This window comes from Streptococcus sp. 2021WUSS109, from assembly GCF_044427305.1.
In the GTDB taxonomy this organism is placed as follows: domain Bacteria; phylum Bacillota; class Bacilli; order Lactobacillales; family Streptococcaceae; genus Streptococcus; species Streptococcus suis.
Map to the genome: position 1 here is coordinate 47775 of NZ_JAOTGF010000005.1, position 18715 is coordinate 66489.

Consider the following 18715-nt stretch of genomic DNA (forward strand, 5'->3'; position numbering starts at 1 on the left):
TATGGCAGAGACAGTAGTTTTTTATAAAGATGGTTTTCGCTATGTGGCGGATGTGTCTGCTGGGAAAAAGATTCTTTTTCAAGGCACAGAAAAGGCGCAGGTTTTTGTCTCCTCACTGGATGCTCCCTTGACGATTTGGTTAGATGAAGCACAAGTTTGCTATGACTATGATGGAGTGGAAGGAAAGCTTGTATCTGGTATGTCTTTGGCGGGGGGCGTGGTCTATCTTCTTCCGTCGGAACAGGTAATCCTAGACCCTCTGGATAAGCAGGAATTAACGATTGGCCAGCATGCGGGCAATAGTTTTGTCCTTGCAGGGTCAAGTTGTCATGTCTTGCTCAAACGCAGTGACCAGTCATGGATGCTTTATCGTTTGGCAGGCTCCATCTATATCAATAACCTTTTGATGGAGAAAGGGGAAATGGAGCTGGCTCTTGGAGATGAGCTTGCTTTTGAGGATACTTTTTTCAAATTTTATGCAGATGAGGTCCTGGTTGCGGGTCCTGTAGAGGCTAGTGATGAGTTGGCTCGTAAGTCTGCATCGCGCTATGCTTTTTATGAGGATTATCCGGACTACCATCGCTCTCCACGGATTATCTATCGGAGTTCAGAAGACAGGGTGGCTATCAATGCGCCTTCGAATGCACCTTCAAAACCGTCTGACAGTTTGTTGAAATTAATCTTGCCTCCTCTTATGATGGTGGGGATTACATTGGTTATCATGATTTTCCAACCTCGTGGTCTCTACGTGCTTGCGACTATCGCCATGTCGATTGTGACATTGGGGATGTCCATTGCTGGCTATATAAAGGGGAGAAAGGATTACCAGAAAGAGCTGAGAGACCGAGAAGGGCTCTATCATGACTATCTGGCTGATAAGGCCAAGGAGTTGGCTGGTCTGACCAAGTCGCAGAAAGATGGTCAGCTCTATCATTATCCTGCTATTGAGACCTTGGTGGATCTGGCAGATAGCTACCACCATCGGATCTATGAGAAGACGCCTCTTCATTTTGATTTCTTGTACTATCGCTTGGGTCTGGGTGAGGTTCCGGTGTCTTATGACCTGTCCTATGCTCAGACAGAACGGTCGGGCAAGCGGGATCCCTTGGAGTTGGAGGGTTTTCAACTCTATGAACAAAACAAGACCATTTCAGATATGCCCATTGTGGCCAATCTGTCCCATGGACCTGTCGGCTATATTGGTCCGCGGGCCTTGGTGATTGAGCAACTCCAGCTCATGGTCAACCAAATAGCACTTTTCCATTCCTATCATGATGTGCAGTTTATTACCATCATGCCAGAGGAGGAGAAGGAACAGTGGGATTGGATGCGGTTCTTACCTCATGCGACCCTGCAGGACATGAATGTGCGTGGCTTCGTCTATAACCAGAGGACCCATGATCAGGTGCTCAACTCGCTCAATCAGATTTTGAAATTGCGCAGGGCTCAAAAGGAAGACAAGTCCAATCGGGAGTCGACCCTCTTCAGCCCTCACTATGTTGTCTTGGTGACGGATGAGAAGTTGATTTTGGACCATGTCATCATGGAGTTCTTCACAGAGGATCCGACGGAGTTGGGCTGTAGCCTGGTCTTTGTGCAGGATGTGCTGTCTTCTCTGTCTGAGAATATCAAGACCATCATTAACATCAAGGATCGAAACACTGGTCAGCTGGTCATGGAGGAAGGTCAGTTGCGTGAGATTGACTTTGCCTTGGACCACTTCCCAGTCGGCTATGATAAGGAGACCTTGGTGCACCGCTTAGCTCCGCTTAACCACCTACAGAACCTCAAGTCTTCTATCCCTGAAACGGTGACCTTTATGGAGATGTACGGGGCTGAGACCTTTGAGGACTTGGGTGTTGTCAGTCGTTGGGAAAAGCATGCGCCTTATAAGAGTTTGGCGGTGCCACTGGGTCTTCGTGGCAAGGAGGATATTGTCTATCTGAACTTACATGAAAAAGCTCACGGTCCGCACGGTTTGGTGGCAGGTACCACTGGTTCTGGTAAGTCAGAGGTCATCCAGTCTTATATCTTAAGTCTTGCGGTCAATTTCCATCCGCATGATGTGGCCTTCCTTCTCATCGACTACAAGGGTGGGGGCATGGCCAACCTCTTCAAGGACCTGCCTCACTTACTTGGTACCATCACCAACTTGGATGGTGCCCAGTCCATGCGTGCCTTGGTGTCCATCAATGCGGAGCTGAAGCGCCGTCAACGTCTCTTTGCGACCCACGATGTCAACCATATCAATCAATACCAGAAGAAGTACAAGCTGGGTGAGGTGAGTGAGCCCATGCCCCATCTCTTCTTGATCTCCGATGAGTTTGCGGAGCTCAAGACCAACCAACCTGACTTCATGAAGGAGCTGGTCTCAACCGCTCGTATCGGTCGAAGTTTGGGGATTCACCTGATCCTTGCCACTCAGAAGCCATCTGGTGTGGTGGATGACCAGATCTGGTCCAACTCTCGCTTCAAGCTGGCACTCAAGGTGGCAGATCGGAGTGACTCCATGGAGATGCTTAAGACGCCAGATGCGGCTGAGATTACCCAGGTGGGTCGCGGCTACCTCCAGGTCGGAAACAATGAAGTGTATGAACTCTTCCAGTCTGCCTGGTCTGGGGCTGATTACCAGCCAGATAAGGAGGAGCAGGGGATTGAGGACCATACCATCTATGCCATCAATGACATCGGTCAATATGAGATTCTTAACGAAGACCTGTCAGGTCTGGATCAGGCAGAGTCCATCAAGGAGGTTCCGAGTGAGCTTCAAGCCATCGTAAGTAAGCTGAAAGCCTTGACAGAGCGCCTGTCCATCCAGGCCCTGCCGCAACCATGGTTGCCTCCGCTTTCTAAGGAAATCTTCCTGCAAGACCTCCGCCCACAAGGTTTTAAGGACTTGTGGGGACAGGCAAGTGGTCTGGTTGCACGCTTGGGGATGGTGGATATTCCAAGTCGCCAGAGCCAAGAAGTCTTGGAACATGACTTTGAAAAGGATGGACACATCGCCCTCTTCTCTAGTCCAGGTATGGGAAAATCGACCTTTGTTCAAACCCTAGTGATGGACTTGGCACGCCAACTGACACCTGAGGAGCTACACTTCTATCTCTTGGACTTCGGTACCAACGGACTCTTGCCGTTGAGAGATCTGCCTCATACTGCGGATCTATTGATGGCGGAGGATACAGAGAAGTTGACCAAATTCATGCGTCGGATTAAGGACGAGTTGGCTCAGCGCAAGGCGGCCTTTAGTCGCTATGCCGTCCCAAATCTCACCCTCTATCGACAGGCGAGTGGAGACGAGCTTCCTGTTATCTTCTTGGTTTTGGATAATTTTGATGGTTTGAAAGAGGCAAGCCTTGGAGCTGAAATGGAGACTCTCTTACAAACTCTGGCACGTGAAGGAGCCAGCCTCGGAATCTACCTGGTCCTCACAGCGGGTCGCAGTGGGGCTCTTCGCCCAGCTTTACAAGCCAGTCTGAAAACACGTTTGGCATTGAAATTGACAGATGACGTCGAATCTCGTACCATTGTCGGTCGTCACCAACATGTGATGGAAGAGGTTCCTGGTCGAGGCTTGGTTCATTTGGATGAGGTTGAGGTCTTCCAAGTAGCCCTTCCGGCCTATGCCAAGGACTCCTTTGGTCTGGTGCAGGCAGTACAGGATGAGGCAAAAACCATGGCTGCTTCTTGGACAGGTCGTCGTCCAGAAGGCATACCAGTCATGCCTGAGAGTCTGACCTTTGAAGAGTTTGCGGGCCTAGCAAGCGTGCAAGAAGCTGTCGCAGGTGGTGAGCTACCAATCGGACTAGACTTTGAGAATGTGGAAAGTGTTGGTTTGAAGCTTGACCGCTTTAAGCATTTGGTTTACCTGTCAGATAGAGAAGAGCAGGTGCAAGCAATTGGCGAGCATTTACTGAAGACCATGCAAGAGTTGACATCTTACCAAGTTATGTTAATCGACACAGCCGGAACGTTTGCGCATCATCAAGGGAACTGTAAAACCTATCTCTCAGGTCAGTCCCTGATTTCAGATATGGCTGATCAACTCCTGTATGAACTGGAACGGAGACAAGCAGAAGGCTTTACTGAACATTTCTTCGTGGTGATTTCTAACTATGAGAGCTTCCTATCTATGACGGGTGCTAGTCAAGACAAGATGGCCTTGCTTTTATCTCAAGGTTCACAGGTTGGCTTACACTTAGTTGTTGGTGGCTTGTATAACTTTATCGGAGTTAAGCCGGATGCGGCTGTCAAAGTCTTGCGTGAGCAAGCGCAACAATTCCTATTTGGAATGAAGTTAAACGATCAAAGCATTGTGGATAAGGTCTACAACAGCAAGGAGTCACACCCTGCTATGGATGAGGTCTATCTTCACAATCGCAGTCAATCTGACTTGATAAAAATAAGCCAATGGAAGGGAGAAGGATGATATGATAGAGAATAATAGCTACACAGCTCAATCGTGTGCAACGAGCATTAGTCAGGCCGCAACACGATTAGCAGATCAGAGTTTGAGCCAAAAGGATAATGGTAGTGAATACCTAGGCAAGACTTCTGCCTCTAGTGCTATTGATCAAGAAAACCAAGCTACAGACCAGCTGGCGAGCCAGTTAATGCACTTTGTACGCTTAATCCAACAAACGGATCAGGAATTCCAGGCGGTAGATGCTCGATTAAGTAGTCAAATCATGGAACAAATCGAAGTCCCAACCGCATCATATAGTGCCGATTTCACCCCTCGATCAGGTTTGTTTTAAGGAGTGTTTATGGCTGAAACAATGAAAATAGATACACTGTACACAGAGGAAAGAAGAACGCAGGAACGTTTGGACGACTTGGTTCGTTCGAAGCATCATTATCAGATATTGGAAGAAGATGTCGTCAATGGTCGTGGGGAGGTCCTACTTCATTTACGCGAGATAGAAAATCGGTCTCCTGATTCAAGGGAAGTCTATGAACTCATAGAACTATTTGAGGATGGCATCCGTGGGGTTTCACAGAGCATCATCACCCATCAGGAAAGCTTATCTAAGGAAGAAGTGCGGCTTCAGAGAGTTTTAGACGATATATATTATGAGAGGCAGAAACTCAGTCTAGGGGATTCTGCGGGAAAGGAGGAAGAGAATGGTAAAGGTTAATCTTGGAAGTATGAACGGTCATATTTCCTCCGTAAATGCGACATCAGGGCAACGGATTGCCAGCCTGCAAGAAGTAATCGGTTCCTTGGACCAGTTTGCCAGTGCTGGTAGTTTGCAGGGTCAGGCTTATACTAATGCCAAGGCTTTTGGTCAAGATGTCTTACGCCCTTTGGCCCAGGGCTTGATTCTCTATTCAGAAGGGTTGAGTCAGAGTGCGAGCCAACTGGGGAGCTTATATGCGTCCATTGTTGGGAACGAAAGCTTGGATGAATCGGTTTTGCGTGCCAACATCGCCTCTTATCAAGCCAGCCTCGCTCATCAGTCTTCTATTTACAATCGTTTGATGGGAGAGGATATCCTTAATTTTCGCTCACTTAACAGTCTCCACAGTGCTATGAGCATCACCAACAACAGCCTACAGAAAGAGCAGGAGAAGTTGGACAGGCTCCTAACCTTTAATAGTCAGTCTGTCTCTGTTTTCTCGGACTTGGCTCAACTTAAACAGTCTATCACAAGTGGTTTTTCAGGAGTTCAAAGTAGTTTTGGGCAACACGCTAGTCTGGGTGGTTTCAGAATGCCAGAAGATATGGCTTGGAAAAAGGACCTTGATGATAGGTGGAAGGAACGTGTTGATGCCATTCGGTCTGGATATGAAGCAGTTGTAAGGAAAGCGGAGAAGGGCGAGGAGTTGACAGAAGAGGATATTCGTGTCATTAACCGATATGTACATGAAAATCCACACCTGACTCTTGCACCGTCTATCCAGAATGCATTGTATCATTTCTCTGTCAATCGAAATATTGATGATATGGTGCAAAAGCTAGTGGATGGAGGGAAGTTACCGATAGAAGCTTATACTAAATTTAAAGAGTTAGTAGATAGCGATGCAGTTAGTCGCCTTAGTCAAGTCATGGCACTCTTGCCAAAACCACTAGTAAATTCGATTTTGGTTTCAGATGGCTTCTGGGAGATTTTAGCGAGTGTAGAAAAATCAGGTGCAAAAGGTGCTAAGGCAGTCAGCTTGATATTGAACGGGCTTTCAAAGTATGAGGCATTAGCCGTGAAATATGATAAGTTTTCAGAGTTGATTGATGGGGCATCTAGTTTAGTACAAAACATTGCCTCTCCAGTCCGAGCTGTTGCAACATCTACCTTAGAGAAGCTCTCAGGCATATCATCCCTTGAAGCTGCGGTTACAAAAGGAAAGAACTTAGTCGGAAATGCTAAGTTTTTGGGTAAGGCTGTCAAAGTACTTGGTAAGGTCGGAACAGTCATGACTTTTGCACAAGTCGGATTTGAAGGTATTTCAGGAGGTATCGAAGAATACACTGAATCAAAAGATGTTGGCAAGGCGATAGGACAAGGGATGTTGGATGCAGTGGCTTCAGTCGGTCCTTTAGAAGGAGCGACGATCGGCGCAGCATTTGGAGGCCCAGTTGGAGCAGGCATTGGACTTTTTGCAGGTGCAGTTATACAAGGGATTAAATTTGCAGAGCCTAAATTTTTTGATGATCCAGTAAAAGGAACAAAAAATATTGTTAATAAAGCTGGTGAAGCCATAAAAGGAGCGACCAATGCAGTCTCTGATGCTATTGGTGGATTCGGTAAGGCGCTAGGGTTTGGGTGATAGTTTATGAAGAAAAAATCTATTTTTAATGCCAGTTTTGAAGAAAGCTTGAACTTAGAAGATGATGGATTTTTAAAATTGCAGCAGGATCAACATGATAAAACTGCTAAATATTTTAAAGGTGGAAGGACATCGATGTGGTTTATCATCCGAAGCTTAATTGTAGCGCTAATTTGTCCTATTGGATTTAATTTTTCCATGCTAGTTGTTTCAATGATGTTTCATGATAGCCAAACTTTAACTATACCAATCGCAGAATCTCCCTCGTTGACGGTGAGTATTTATCTAATCCTTCTCCTAATTTGGCTCTTATTAGTGGTGATCGGAAAGTTTGTTAAACGAATGTACCTTTTCCCTTATCGATATCAATTTCATGCTTTCACATTTATGAATTGGTTTGCATTAGAATTCAATTTAGTATTTAATGACTTTTTGTTACCTGCATTATCATTTTTGGGAGTTATTGCTGTCTATACTTTTATTGGATTTTTAGGCTATTTCATGATTACGATAGAAATTGGAAACCTTAGAAAACTAATGTACAGGAAGGTTAGTGCTCCCAGATTGGTTGATAAAATCGCCAATAAAATTGCTATTTATGGGATGGGAGTCTTAAGTTTGGGCGTCATCGTTAACTTTATTCTGAAAGGAGTGGGAATGAAGTTTTCGACATTAATGTCGGCATTGGGTTTTCTGCTTACATGGTTTGTGGGGAATATTGTGATAATGGCAATTACGATTTTCATTGGATTCCCTTACTTCCTTCAGGCCTACTACAAATGGAAATACCCAGAAGAATATCGAGAATGGGAAGGGAAAACTCTTGAAGAGTGGTATGGAAAAAGGTATTTGAAAAAACACAAGGAGTTATTAGAAAATGAATAAATCAAAAGAGTTACTTCCTCTTGGAAGTGTTGTTTACTTGGAAGAGGGGACCCAAAAACTTGTTATTGTTGGTCGTGGGATTATTTTCAATGATCCAGATAGTGGCGAACAAGCACTTGCAGATTATATGGGTGTGCTGTATCCATCCGGTTTCCAAACTGATTCAACCCTCTTTTTCCAACATGAAAATGTTGATAAGGTTGTTTTTAAAGGCTATTCCGATGACGAGGAAAGTCGATTTATGGAGATCTACGGACAATGGGAGTCTGATTTACAAATTCCCCGTAAACAAGTCAAATAAGACTTTGATTTGAAGTAGGACCATATCGGTGGTTTACTCAAGTTATTTCTATCCAGACAGGGGTATCTTGTCTGGATTTTTTGGTATAATGGGAGGGTAGATTCTTCATTGATACATAAGAAGCCAGGCTAGACCCAGTCTAAAGCGGAGCTGGTGGATGTGACAGAGTTAGAATCAACCAATCTTACTTCACTCTTGGAAATTGGTGAGTTGCTCTGCTATTTTCCATCCGCATGATGTGGCCTTTCTCCTCATCGACTACAAGGGTGGGGGCATGGGCAACCTCTTCAAGGACCTGCCTCACTTACTTGGGACCATCACCAACTTGGATGGTGCCCAGTCTATGCGGGCCTTGGTGTCCATCAATGCGGAGCTGAAGCGCCGTCAACGTCTCTTTGCGGAGAATGATGTCAACCATATCAATCAATACCAGAAGAAGTACAAGCTGGGTGAGGTGAGTGAGCCCATGCCTCATCTCTTCTTGATCTCCGATGAGTTTGCGGAGCTCAAGACCAACCAACCTGACTTTATGAAGGAGCTGGTCTCAACCGCTCGTATCGGTCGGAGTTTGGGTATTCACCTGATTTTAGCTACTCAGAAGCCATCTGGTGTGGTGGATGACCAGATCTGGTCCAACTCTCGCTTCAAGCTGGCACTCAAGGTGGCGGATCGGAGTGACTCCATGGAGATGCTTAAGACGCCAGATGCGGCTGAGATTACTCAGGTGGGTCGTGGCTACCTCCAAGTTGGAAATAATGAAGTGTATGAACTCTTCCAGTCTGCCTGGTCTGGGGCTGATTACCAGCCAGATAAGGATGAGCAGGGGATTGAGGATCATACCATCTATGCCATCAATGACATCGGTCAATATGAGATTCTCAACGAAGACCTGTCTGGACTGGATCAGGCTGAGTCCATAAAGGAGGTTCCGAGTGAGCTTCAAGCCATTGTAAGTAAGCTGAAAGCCTTGACAGAGCGCCTGTCCATCCAGGCCCTGCCGCAACCATGGTTGCCTCCGCTTTCTAAGGAAATCTTCCTGCAAGATCTCCGCCCACAAGGTTTTAAGGACTTGTGGGGACAGGCAAGTGGTTTGGTTGCACGCTTGGGGATGGTGGATATTCCAAGTCGCCAGAGCCAAGAAGTCTTGGAACATGATTTTGAAAAGGATGGACACATCGCCCTCTTCTCTAGTCCAGGTATGGGGAAATCGACCTTTGTTCAAACGGTATTGGTTGATTTGTTCCGACAAAACAACCCAGATCGTCTTCACGCTTATCTGCTCGATTTTGGGACCAATGGATTATTGGCTCTAAATGATTATCCACATGTTGCGGAGTATTTCTTGGTTGAAGAGACTGAAAAATTACAGAAGTTGATAAAACGACTGCAAGATGAAATGCGAGAAAGAAGGAAATTGTTCACAGATTCCTCCGTTCATAATATCGAAATGTATCGCAAGTTAGGAGATAGGAAGTTAGCTGATATTGTTATTGCGGTGGACAGCTATGATGGTCTTAAAGGTTCGGAAGTCGAAGTGGCAATCGATACCTTGCTTCAAACTCTTGCAAGAGATGGAATGGGACTTGGGATCTATTTGATCCTAACCGCTAGTCGAACAGGGGCGCTCAAAAACAATTTATATAGTAATTTTAAGCGAAGAATAGCCCTGAAAATGAATGATGATAGTGAAGCGCGAGCAATCGTTGGCAGAACTGCTTTGGTTATTGAAGATGTGCCGGGTAGAGGGCTTATTCAAGTGGATGATCCTGAGTTGATTCAGTTAGCAATGCCGGCTAAAGGTGAGAATGGTCTCGAGATGATCGAAGCATTACGTCATGAATCCCAAGAAATGGCTAAGAATTGGGATGGAGCATTACCTCAAGGCATTGTCATTGTTCCAGAGGTTCTTGATGAACAGACATTTTTACAAATGGTGGAGACAGAGAAGGCAATCGCTTCAGATTTTATTCCGATTGGTTTAGAATTTGAAGAGGTACACACAATCTCGTTACCGATTTCTAAGTTAAAACATCTATTGATTTTGACAGAAAAGGAACAGCATAAATTAGTAGCAGTTCGCCATCTTTTAAATATGCTTTGGCATGTTCGAAAGGGGCAGTCTGTGACGCTGTTTGATGTGACAGATGAATATGGCCGATTTGCTGGGAAAGTGAGTCAATATTATTCTTCTTCTGAACTAACTGAAAATGTAGTGGAAGAGTTGAAAATGAGAGTTTTACATGCTCGTAAACAAAAAGAACAATTGAATGAATTTGTCATCATCAGTGATTTACCAGTCTTTATGACAGTTGATGGCATGTCAGATAATGATTTTGCACTTCTGTATGAAGAGGGACAGCGTGTTGGTTTGCACTTGATTGTTGTAGCTAACAAGACTTACATGTCGCTTTCGAGTGGTATTCAACGCTTGATTAAACAAAAATTGGATACGGTACTGATCGCGATGAAGATGAGCAACCAGTCGGTGGTGGCACGAAGCGAGGTTGGACGGGAGGCAGAGTTGGCCATCGATGAGGTATACCTCCACTATCAAGACCAACAAATCAAGTTGAAAATTACCAAAGAAATAGAATAGGAGAGTAGGATGCAAAAAGAAAAAATGACAGTAGAAGAGTTTTTACAACTGAAGAAGGATGCTCAGGTATCCTTGATTCTGCTTATTGTTTTTGGGCTGGTCTTGTTTTCAAGTATGCTTTATATTACGGCGATTGGTGCAAGAACACAAGTATACAATTCTCTAGGGATTACAGTGTTTTTATCTGTGGCCATGACAGCTTTTAGACCCTATTTTTTACCCAAAAATATCTTAGAGAAAAAACAACCTGAGCTGAAGCAGTATTCGACAGAGGGCTACTCAGTTTCTAGTGCCTTTCTAAAAAGGGTTTTTCTAGTTTATTCGGTTGCGATTATTGTGGTTGTTTTCGGTTTTGCCTCTGCCTACGCAACTCGGGTTGAGACCATCCTTCCCGATGATACCTTACCAAGTCTGGAACAGAAGTCTATTATTGAATTAGAACTTGAGGATACTCAATGACAAAGCAAGAATTACTAAACTTTGTGGAAGCTCACCAATCTGAAATAGGGGCATTTAATATTATGCCAGGAAGGAAATTTGGCGGTCAGTTTACTCTGGGCTACTATTTTGATGAGCAATCACAAAAGTATAAATTTTATGAAGTAAGTGAACGTCAAGAGTTTAAAATAAGGGCTGAATTTAATACGGAATCTGAAGCAATAGATAGGCTATATCGAAAAATAGTCTTTCGTTTTAATTTAACTGCTCAATCTATTTATATTAATACAGCAACCATCGACTCTCTCGGTATTGTAGATGGTCATCTTGAATTATTACTAGCAGATGGGAACGAATGGCTTCCTGACACCGAACAAGACCACTTGCTCAAACTCCAAGAAAAGCTTAACAACTACATCCACTTTATTGAAAGCAAGCAATATGCGGAAGGATATGGGGATGACTTTACAGAAAAGGTTATCAATCTGACTTTTCAGTATGCCCCATCAGACAATGGTCTTGCCTTTTTGGTGCAGCTTCAAAAAGTATTACAGCCGACTGATATTCGTTTGAAGGTTGTTGTGCCAGAGTAGAGTTTTTAAGTCCAGACAGGATTACCTTGTCTGGATTTTTTGGTATAATGGGAGGGTAGAAATATCTTTCATTTATACATAAACGGTTTGGCTAGGATTGATCTAAAGTGGAACCTAGGAGTGGGAATGAGGTTGGAGTTGTTATCTCTCGCATCCATTTTGCAACAAGTTGAGTAGCTCTGCTATTAACCACTCCGCCAGACCGACCAGCTAACGGATAAACAAATCAAAGAGTTGGAGTCCAAGAGTGATGCGGAGTTGGTTCAGGAGTTCTATCCAACTCTGGAGTCAGACTATAGTCAAATCAAAAATAGCACTTGGCAGGAGGAGAATAAGGAAGCCTTAGGCTTGGTTGATACAGGTCTCAAAATTTTGGCGGCCGTTGCCTTAACAGCAGGAACGGTTATGACTGGAGGTGCTGGCCTTCCACTTGCCCTTGCAGGTGGCACGTACCTCTTTGCGGATGGTGCCCACTCTGCGATTACAGGCAACACCTTGATTACTGGTACTCAGTTGAACACGGAAGAGCGTATCTGGGCTGGAGCTGAGGCTGTTGTGACATTGGCTACTCTTGGTAGCTTTGCGGCAGGTCAAGGTGCCTTGCGAGCAGGTAAACAAATCCCTACGACCGTTCAGACTATTGGTAAGTTGGCTGGTTATGCGGATGAGGGTGTGGAACTTGGACAATTGGCATCTGGTATCCTTAGTGGAGACGGTGCGAATGCGACCTTGAATTACATCGGCGGTAAAGCATTTGAAGGCATTGTAGAGAGCTCTGTTAAGGGACTCCAAGGCCAACTTTCTCACATTGAAGTCTCAAGCCTAAGCCAAATTCAGCTCAACGCTCTTCAGGGTCAGGACTTTGTGGACTTACAAACGGTTGAGTTTGGTAAAATCGCCAGCAAGGTCGAGAACAACATCACGATCAAGATGACGGTTGATGGTGTTGAGCAGAAGATACGAGTGGATGCGATTGGCTTTGATGAGGCAGGCAATATCCGTATCCAAGAATACACGACTGCTCAGAATGGCCTGAAAATCAGCCGCCAGAACCTCTTGGAAGACCTGTCCAAGTACGGCGGCACCATTGTCGGAGCAGGCAAGGGCGACTTTGTCGGAGGTGTTGAGATACCTAAGGGCACACGGATTGATGTCGTGTCGCAGAAGACTTCAAACTATAGCTTAGATGGGAATGGCAATAAATTTGAGGTAATCACCTTAGAAAATGGGGAAAACGTCTATCTGTCTAAATCAACAGACTTTAACGGGAACCCCGTTCCTGTTAGGTCGCTGGATTATTTGAAACCAGACGGAACCATTAATTGGCCACCTGAAGGGACACATGGCTTTGTCGTAGATTCTTCAGGTGTTCCAATTACAAGTGATGCAAATCTAACAACAGGAATGTTGGTGGACCGATATGGTGAGTCAGGCGGAACGTTTATTAGTCCAGTTATTGACGGGCAATCCTATCCCTATACATCCAGAGGTTTGCCTTATCCAGAAAGTTATCAGCAGAAGCATACATATGAAGTTGTTATGGATATAAATAAGGCAAATTATGAAGAGGCGTTCAGTAAATTGACACCGGCTGAACAGGCCGACTTGCTTGGGAAAATGGAACGGTATAAATTTTCCGCGGAGGATATTTACAACCCACAAATCGGAGAAATTGCAGAGGTATTCGGAGCGGGTGGCGGAAAGCAGATTAAGCTGGGTACGAGTGTTTCTATTTATGAAAAGCTAGGTTTTTTAAGGGAGGTGACTAACTAATGTCAGTTTTATTGCAACAAAGACAACTGCTTCAAGAAGAAATTGAACGTCGTAATTATCAAACCTTATGCTATTCTATCTTAGGAGACAAAAGTCTAGACGAGTGGCAAGTTCGCATTGATTTTGATGAAGACCAACAGGTGTATCAAGTTTATGCGACAATGGATCGTGCATCCGTTAGAGGAAAATATGAATTTAATGATTTTGAAGAAGCAAAAAATAAGTTTTTACGCCTGCTTGATTTAACAGTGTCGTCCAACAAATTCAGTGTAGAACAGGGAGATATGCCCGAATACTATTCTCCATTATGGAGTGTAAGTAAAGCCATTTCCTTGGATACAGCAACCATCGACTCTCTCGGTATTGTAGATGGTCATCTTGAATTATTACTAGCAGATGGGAACGAATGGCTTCCTGACACCGAACAAGACCACTTACTCAAACTCCAAGAAAAGCTTAACAACTACATCCACTTTATTGAAAGCAAGCAATATGCGGAAGGATATGGGGATGACTTTATAGAAAAAGTTATCAATCTGACTTTTCAGTATGCCCCATCAGATAACGGTCTTGCCTTTTTGGTGCAGGTTCAAAAAGTACTACAGCCGACAGATATTTGTTTGAAGGTTGTTGTGCCAGAGTAGAGTTTTAATTCCAGACAAGATTACCTTGTCTGGATTTTTTGGTTAGTGGAAGCATAAAAAAATTCACTGGATTAGTCCAGTGAAATAGGGATATAGAACTCTAAGGGTACCGCTATTTATTTCATGTGTTTCAAGACATTTTCAAAACTCTCCGATCGTGCTTCTACACTGATTTCTTCAAGTGTCAGCGGGTGGGTTAGGCTGAGTTTTTGGGCGTGGAGCATAAGGCGAGGGGCAGCGACTCGACTGTAAAGAGGGTCGCCAATCAGAGCATGGCCATGATGAGCCAAATGCACCCGAATCTGATGTGTCCGCCCTGTCTGAAGACGACAGGAAACTAGACTATTTTTGCCAAGGGGCTTCAAGAGATAGACTTGGGTCAAAGCGACCTGTCCCTTGCGGTTGTCGACCACCCGCTTTCTGCGGTCGTGTCGGTCCCGTCCGATTTTATCAGTGATAGTCCAGTCTGTTTTTCTTAGCTGCCCTTGGCAGAGGGCCAGGTAGTCACGGTAGATGACCTTGTCCTCCAAAAGCCGATTGAGAATGGGCAGGATAAAGGGATTTTTGGCAAAGAGAATGGCTCCGCTGGTTTCCATATCAAGTCTGTGGACCACATAGCAGGTCTGACCGACATAGGCAGATACATGGTTGAGCAGGGCAATTTCCGTCGGCTCATTGCCGTGGGTTTTCATGCCCTCAGGCTTGTTGACGATAATCAAATGCTCATCTTGATAGAGTTCCTCCACCAAGTTCGCCTGCCCCAGAGGGATGCTTTTTTTAGGATAATCTTCCTGGTCAAAGGTTAATTCTAGCAGGTCACCTGCAGCAATGGGGCTCTGCCAGTTTATTAGTTGGCCGTTGACACGGACATGCTTCTTGGTGCGGAGGAAGTGGCGGATTTTTCTGGGAATGAGAAAATAATCTTCCAAGACTTCCTTGACAGTCAGTTGTGGAAAGGCTTGGGGTATGCGAATATCAATTTTCATCTTATAGGCTGGTTGAGTGCTTGGGTTGCACTTTTTCATTTGGATTGAGGTAGTTCATAGCATTGTTAACAGCGGTTGGGGCTTCACCCAGTCCAGTCGCAATCAGGTCAATCTTGCCCTCGTAGAAGCAACAGTCACCGATAGCATAGATACCAGGGACAGAGGTTTCTTGCTTGCTGTTGACCACGATGCGGTGGCGATTGAGTTCCAATCCCCATTCTTTCAGCGTGCCGACAGATGATTTGAAACCGTAGTTGACAAAGAGGTGATCGAAAGACAGGCTGAGCTTGTCCTCGCTCTTAACCTTGTCAAAATGAATCTCAGAAGCTCTGCTATTTTCCCCAGAAAGCCCTTTAGGAACAAAAGGTGTGTGGATGCTGACGCTGGACTGCTTGAGCTCCTCCACGCTGTGCTCAAGGGCTCGGAAGTTGTCGCGACGGTGGACGATGTGAGTGGTCTTGGCGATTTTTTCAAAGGCCAGGGACCAATCGACCGCAGAGTCACCGCCACCCAAGACGACGATGTCCTTGTCGGCATACTGCTGGATATTGGATACGTGGTAGTGGACATTGTCAAAGCTGTCAGCACCGTCAATCTCCAGTGGACGTGGCTTGAAGGCACCGCCACCCATAGCGATAATCAGGGTCTTGGTCTGGTGGCTACCTTTGTTAGTCGTCAGGGAAATGACCTCTCCTGGCTCAATAGCAATCAGGGTTTCATTGAGGCAAATAGTTGTGTCAAAGGGCGCCAGTTGGGCCAGGAGGTTGTCGGTCAATTCCTGTCCGGTTAGGCTTGGAAAGGCCGGAATGTCTAAAATGGTCTTCTCAGGATAGAGAATGGCAGGCTGACCACCCAGTTGGGGCAGGGAGTCAATGATTTTGACCTTGGCTTGACGGAGGTGGGCGTAGAAGGCGGCGAAGAGACCGACTGGTCCGCCACCGATGATAGTAATGTCATATACTTGTGTCATGGGAATCCTCTTCTTTGTTCAGAATGACCCTATTTTATCATATTTTTGGAAAATTTTCTCTGTCAGTTGTCACAAGTTATCGCAGGCTTTTTTCTGCTAGTTTTTAGGAAATGGTGTATAATGGTACAAAATTCACTAGAAAGAGGTAAAGTATGGACGATTTGCAACATCAGCCGATTGAAGTTCCAGAAGATTTCCAAATTGATCATGAAGACCGACCTAGCCGTCGCCGCAGGGGAAATCGTGGCTCTGTTGATAAACCAAAGAAAAAATCACGTATTCCGGAGCCGATTCGTAAATTTTGGCGCCGTTATCAACTGACTAAAATTTTAATCATTTTAATGGTCCTGACAGTTCTTACAGTAGGTGGCTATCTATTTTTCCTTGCAAAGACAGCTAATGTTGGTGATTTACAGCAGGCGCTAAAAGCTACAACGATTATTTACGATAAAGATGGTGCAGAAGCAGGGACATTGTCTGGTCAGAAGGGGACCTATGTAGAGCTGGATGCTGTCTCTGATAATTTAGAGAATGCCGTTATCGCTACAGAAGATCGGAGCTTCTACAAAAATTCGGGCATTAATTACCAGCGTACAATTTTGGCTGCCTTGACGTTAGGTCGGTCTGGAGGTGGTTCAACTATTACGCAACAGTTGGCTAAAAACGCCTTTCTAACTCAGGATCAGACCATCAGTCGAAAGGCTCGAGAATTCTTTTTGGCCCTTGAAATCAATAAAAAGTACAGCAAGCAAGAAATCCTGACCATGTATCTCAACAATGCCTACTTTGGAAACGGGGTCTGGGGAGTGGAAGATGCAAGCCAAAAATACTTCGGTATTCCAGCCAGTGATCTTACTCTTGAGCAAGCGGCCGTCATAGCAGGGATGCTCAAGGGACCTGAGATTTATAATCCTTATTATTCTCTAGAAAATGCAGTTAATCGTCGGGATACAGTCCTGCAAAATATGGTCAATGCTGGTTATATTGATCAGGCGACTGCAGATGCAGGTTTCCAAGTAGACCTAGCCAGTCAGCTTTCAGATACCTATACAGGGAAACAAAGCAATTATTCCTATCCATCCTATTTTGATGCTGTGATTGCTGAGGCGATTGAGCGATACGGACTGAAAGAATCAGACATTATTAATAACGGCTATAGGATTTACACAGAGATGGATCAAAATTCTCAAGCCAGCATGCAGGTGATTTTTAATGATGAGACTATGTTCCCAACATCAAGTTTTGATGGTACCCATGCTCAAGCTGCAAGTGTAGCTTTGGATCCTACAACTGGCGGGGTTCGAGCCTTGGTTGGGCGCGTGAATAGTTCGGAAGACGCTGTGTTTCGAACATTCAACTTTGCGACTCAAGCTAAGCGTAGTCCCGGTTCAACTATTAAGCCTCTTGTTGCCTATGCGCCAGCGGTAGCAGCGGGTTGGGCAATTGATACACCATTGGATAACCATACAGAAACCTATGGGGATTATACCTTACACAACTATGACTATTCAACTTCGGATACCATTCCAATGTACCAAGCTTTAGCTTTATCTTACAATCTGCCAGTTGCATATATTGTAAATACCTTTGGGATTGACAAAGCTTTTGAATTTGGTCAAAAGTTTGGTCTTGATATGGAAAATGTTGAAAAGGTACTTGGTGCGTCAATCGGATCAGGTGTGGAAACGAACCCCTTGCAAATGGCTCAGGCCTATAGTGCTTTTGCGAATGATGGTGTAATGAAGGATGCTCATCTAATTACACGTATTGAAACAGCGAGTGGAAAGGTATTGGCTCAGCATCGCGAGACAAGTACAAAAGTAATTGACCGCTCGGTTGCAGATAAAATGACCTCTATGATGCTTGGGACCTATACGAATGGTTTAGGTGTATCTGCAGATGCGACGAATTACTATCTTGCAGGAAAAACGGGAACAACCGAAACAAGTTTTGATGTAAATCTTGTTAATGACCAGTGGTATATTGCTTATACACCTGATTTGGTTATCAGTCAATGGGTTGGTTTTGAACAGACGGATGAGAATCATTACATTGATAGCAGTGGCTACTGGATGGCTCCAACAGTCTTCCGCACAGTAGCTGATGCGATTTTGCCAAATACAGCAGGGACTTCCTTCGATGTGGAGAATGCCTATGTTCAAAATGGTATTGTAGAAGTAGCTCCAGATGAAGCTGCGCAAACTGAATCAAGCCTTGGTCAAGAACAGGTACAAGAAATTTCAGATCAGGCGAAAAACTTGATTGAGCAAACCAAACAAAATCTAATCGATGCCCAGTTACCAGAAAGAGCAAAAACCTTGTGGGATAACATCACGTCTTGGTTTGGAGAGTTGTCAAATCCATAAAAACATGGTAGAATGAAGAGGATGGAGGGCTTTATGGCACTAAAAAAAGCAAGCCTAGCCTGTACTGTTTGTGGTTCTCGAAACTATTCAATCAGCCTTTCGAGCAATCCCAAGCCAACACGGTTAGAAGTAAATAAATTTTGTAAACACTGTGGACAATACACTGTTCACAAGGAAACCAGATAGGAGTCACGCATGAAATTTATCAAAGACATTATCCGCATTTTAAAAGATACGTCTTGGCCAACTCGTAAGCAGAGCTGGACGGATTTCGTGTCTGTAGTGGAATATACTGCCTTTTTCGTAGCGGTGGTTTACCTCTTTGACTTGATTTTGTCACGAGGAATCATGAGCTTGATCAATCTTTTCTAGAAAATACTTGCCATTTGTAAAATGGA

General features: G+C 44.6%; 16 protein-coding genes. 14 read left to right on the top strand and 2 right to left on the bottom strand.

The window, feature by feature from the left end; genetic code table 11:
• The first annotated feature begins 1 nt into the window (after position 1).
• The 11 genes from essC (ODU37_RS02895) (at position 2) to ODU37_RS02945 (ending at position 13995) form a co-directional block, all read left to right on the top strand.
• Positions 2 to 4429, top strand: a complete 4428-nt coding sequence (gene essC / locus ODU37_RS02895; protein WP_398580414.1) for a type VII secretion protein EssC — start codon at positions 2 to 4, stop codon at positions 4427 to 4429.
• Position 4430: 1 nt separating this feature from the next.
• Positions 4431 to 4757, top strand: coding sequence for a TIGR04197 family type VII secretion effector (locus ODU37_RS02900; protein WP_249562328.1), 327 nt, complete (start codon positions 4431 to 4433; stop codon positions 4755 to 4757).
• A 9-nt stretch (positions 4758 to 4766) separates the two neighbouring features.
• A complete protein-coding gene (locus tag ODU37_RS02905; protein WP_029179009.1) occupies positions 4767 to 5138 on the top strand; it encodes a hypothetical protein in 372 nt (123 codons plus the stop codon).
• Entirely contained in the window at positions 5125 to 6765 is a 1641-nt protein-coding gene (locus ODU37_RS02910) for a T7SS effector LXG polymorphic toxin (protein WP_029179010.1), read from the top strand. The genes ODU37_RS02905 and ODU37_RS02910 overlap by 14 nt, the downstream gene beginning before the upstream one ends.
• 6 nt (positions 6766 to 6771) lie before the next feature.
• The gene (locus ODU37_RS02915; protein WP_029179011.1) at positions 6772 to 7650 is read left to right on the top strand and encodes a hypothetical protein; all 879 of its coding nucleotides are present in this window, start codon (positions 6772 to 6774) and stop codon (positions 7648 to 7650) included.
• Positions 7643 to 7951 carry a DUF4176 domain-containing protein gene (locus tag ODU37_RS02920; RefSeq protein WP_029179012.1) on the top strand — a complete coding sequence of 103 codons (309 nt, stop codon included), beginning with the start codon at positions 7643 to 7645 and terminating at the stop codon, positions 7949 to 7951. Before ODU37_RS02915 ends, ODU37_RS02920 begins: the two co-directional genes overlap by 8 nt.
• A 205-nt stretch (positions 7952 to 8156) precedes the next feature.
• Entirely contained in the window at positions 8157 to 10547 is a 2391-nt protein-coding gene (essC, locus tag ODU37_RS02925) for a type VII secretion protein EssC (RefSeq protein WP_228477877.1), read from the top strand.
• Between the two features lie 9 nt (positions 10548 to 10556).
• Entirely contained in the window at positions 10557 to 11006 is a 450-nt protein-coding gene (locus ODU37_RS02930) for a hypothetical protein (RefSeq protein ID WP_044759077.1), read from the top strand.
• Positions 11003 to 11578, top strand: a complete 576-nt coding sequence (locus ODU37_RS02935) for a DUF6572 domain-containing protein (RefSeq protein ID WP_044759078.1) — start codon at positions 11003 to 11005, stop codon at positions 11576 to 11578. The genes ODU37_RS02930 and ODU37_RS02935 overlap by 4 nt, the downstream gene beginning before the upstream one ends.
• A gap of 234 nt (positions 11579 to 11812) precedes the next feature.
• Entirely contained in the window at positions 11813 to 13351 is a 1539-nt protein-coding gene (locus tag ODU37_RS02940) for a glycohydrolase toxin TNT-related protein (RefSeq protein WP_249562329.1), read from the top strand.
• A complete protein-coding gene (locus ODU37_RS02945; RefSeq protein WP_044759079.1) occupies positions 13351 to 13995 on the top strand; it encodes an Imm59 family immunity protein in 645 nt (214 codons plus the stop codon). Before ODU37_RS02940 ends, ODU37_RS02945 begins: the two co-directional genes overlap by 1 nt.
• Positions 13996 to 14111: 116 nt before the next feature.
• On the opposite strand, the gene ODU37_RS02950 is transcribed toward ODU37_RS02945, so the two are convergent.
• Both ODU37_RS02950 and ODU37_RS02955 read right to left on the bottom strand, forming a co-directional pair.
• On the bottom strand, positions 14112 to 14981 hold the full coding sequence (locus ODU37_RS02950) for an RluA family pseudouridine synthase (protein ID WP_044759082.1): 870 nt from the start codon (positions 14979 to 14981) through the stop codon (positions 14112 to 14114).
• 1 nt (position 14982) lies between these two features.
• Complete coding sequence (locus tag ODU37_RS02955; RefSeq protein WP_249562330.1) at positions 14983 to 15951, bottom strand: NAD(P)/FAD-dependent oxidoreductase; 969 nt, start codon at positions 15949 to 15951, stop codon at positions 14983 to 14985.
• Between the two features lie 152 nt (positions 15952 to 16103).
• Here ODU37_RS02955 and pbp2a point away from each other — a divergent pair, with 152 nt between their 5' ends.
• Genes pbp2a through secE form a run of 3 tightly spaced genes read left to right on the top strand, consistent with a single transcriptional unit; the run spans position 16104 to position 18689 of the window.
• Complete coding sequence (gene pbp2a / locus ODU37_RS02960; RefSeq protein WP_029179069.1) at positions 16104 to 18317, top strand: penicillin-binding protein PBP2A; 2214 nt, start codon at positions 16104 to 16106, stop codon at positions 18315 to 18317.
• Positions 18318 to 18350: 33 nt separating this feature from the next.
• The gene (rpmG, locus tag ODU37_RS02965) at positions 18351 to 18503 is read left to right on the top strand and encodes a 50S ribosomal protein L33 (protein ID WP_002940258.1); all 153 of its coding nucleotides are present in this window, start codon (positions 18351 to 18353) and stop codon (positions 18501 to 18503) included.
• A 9-nt stretch (positions 18504 to 18512) separates the two neighbouring features.
• Complete coding sequence (gene secE / locus ODU37_RS02970; protein ID WP_002940255.1) at positions 18513 to 18689, top strand: preprotein translocase subunit SecE; 177 nt, start codon at positions 18513 to 18515, stop codon at positions 18687 to 18689.
• Positions 18690 to 18715 lie beyond the last annotated feature (26 nt).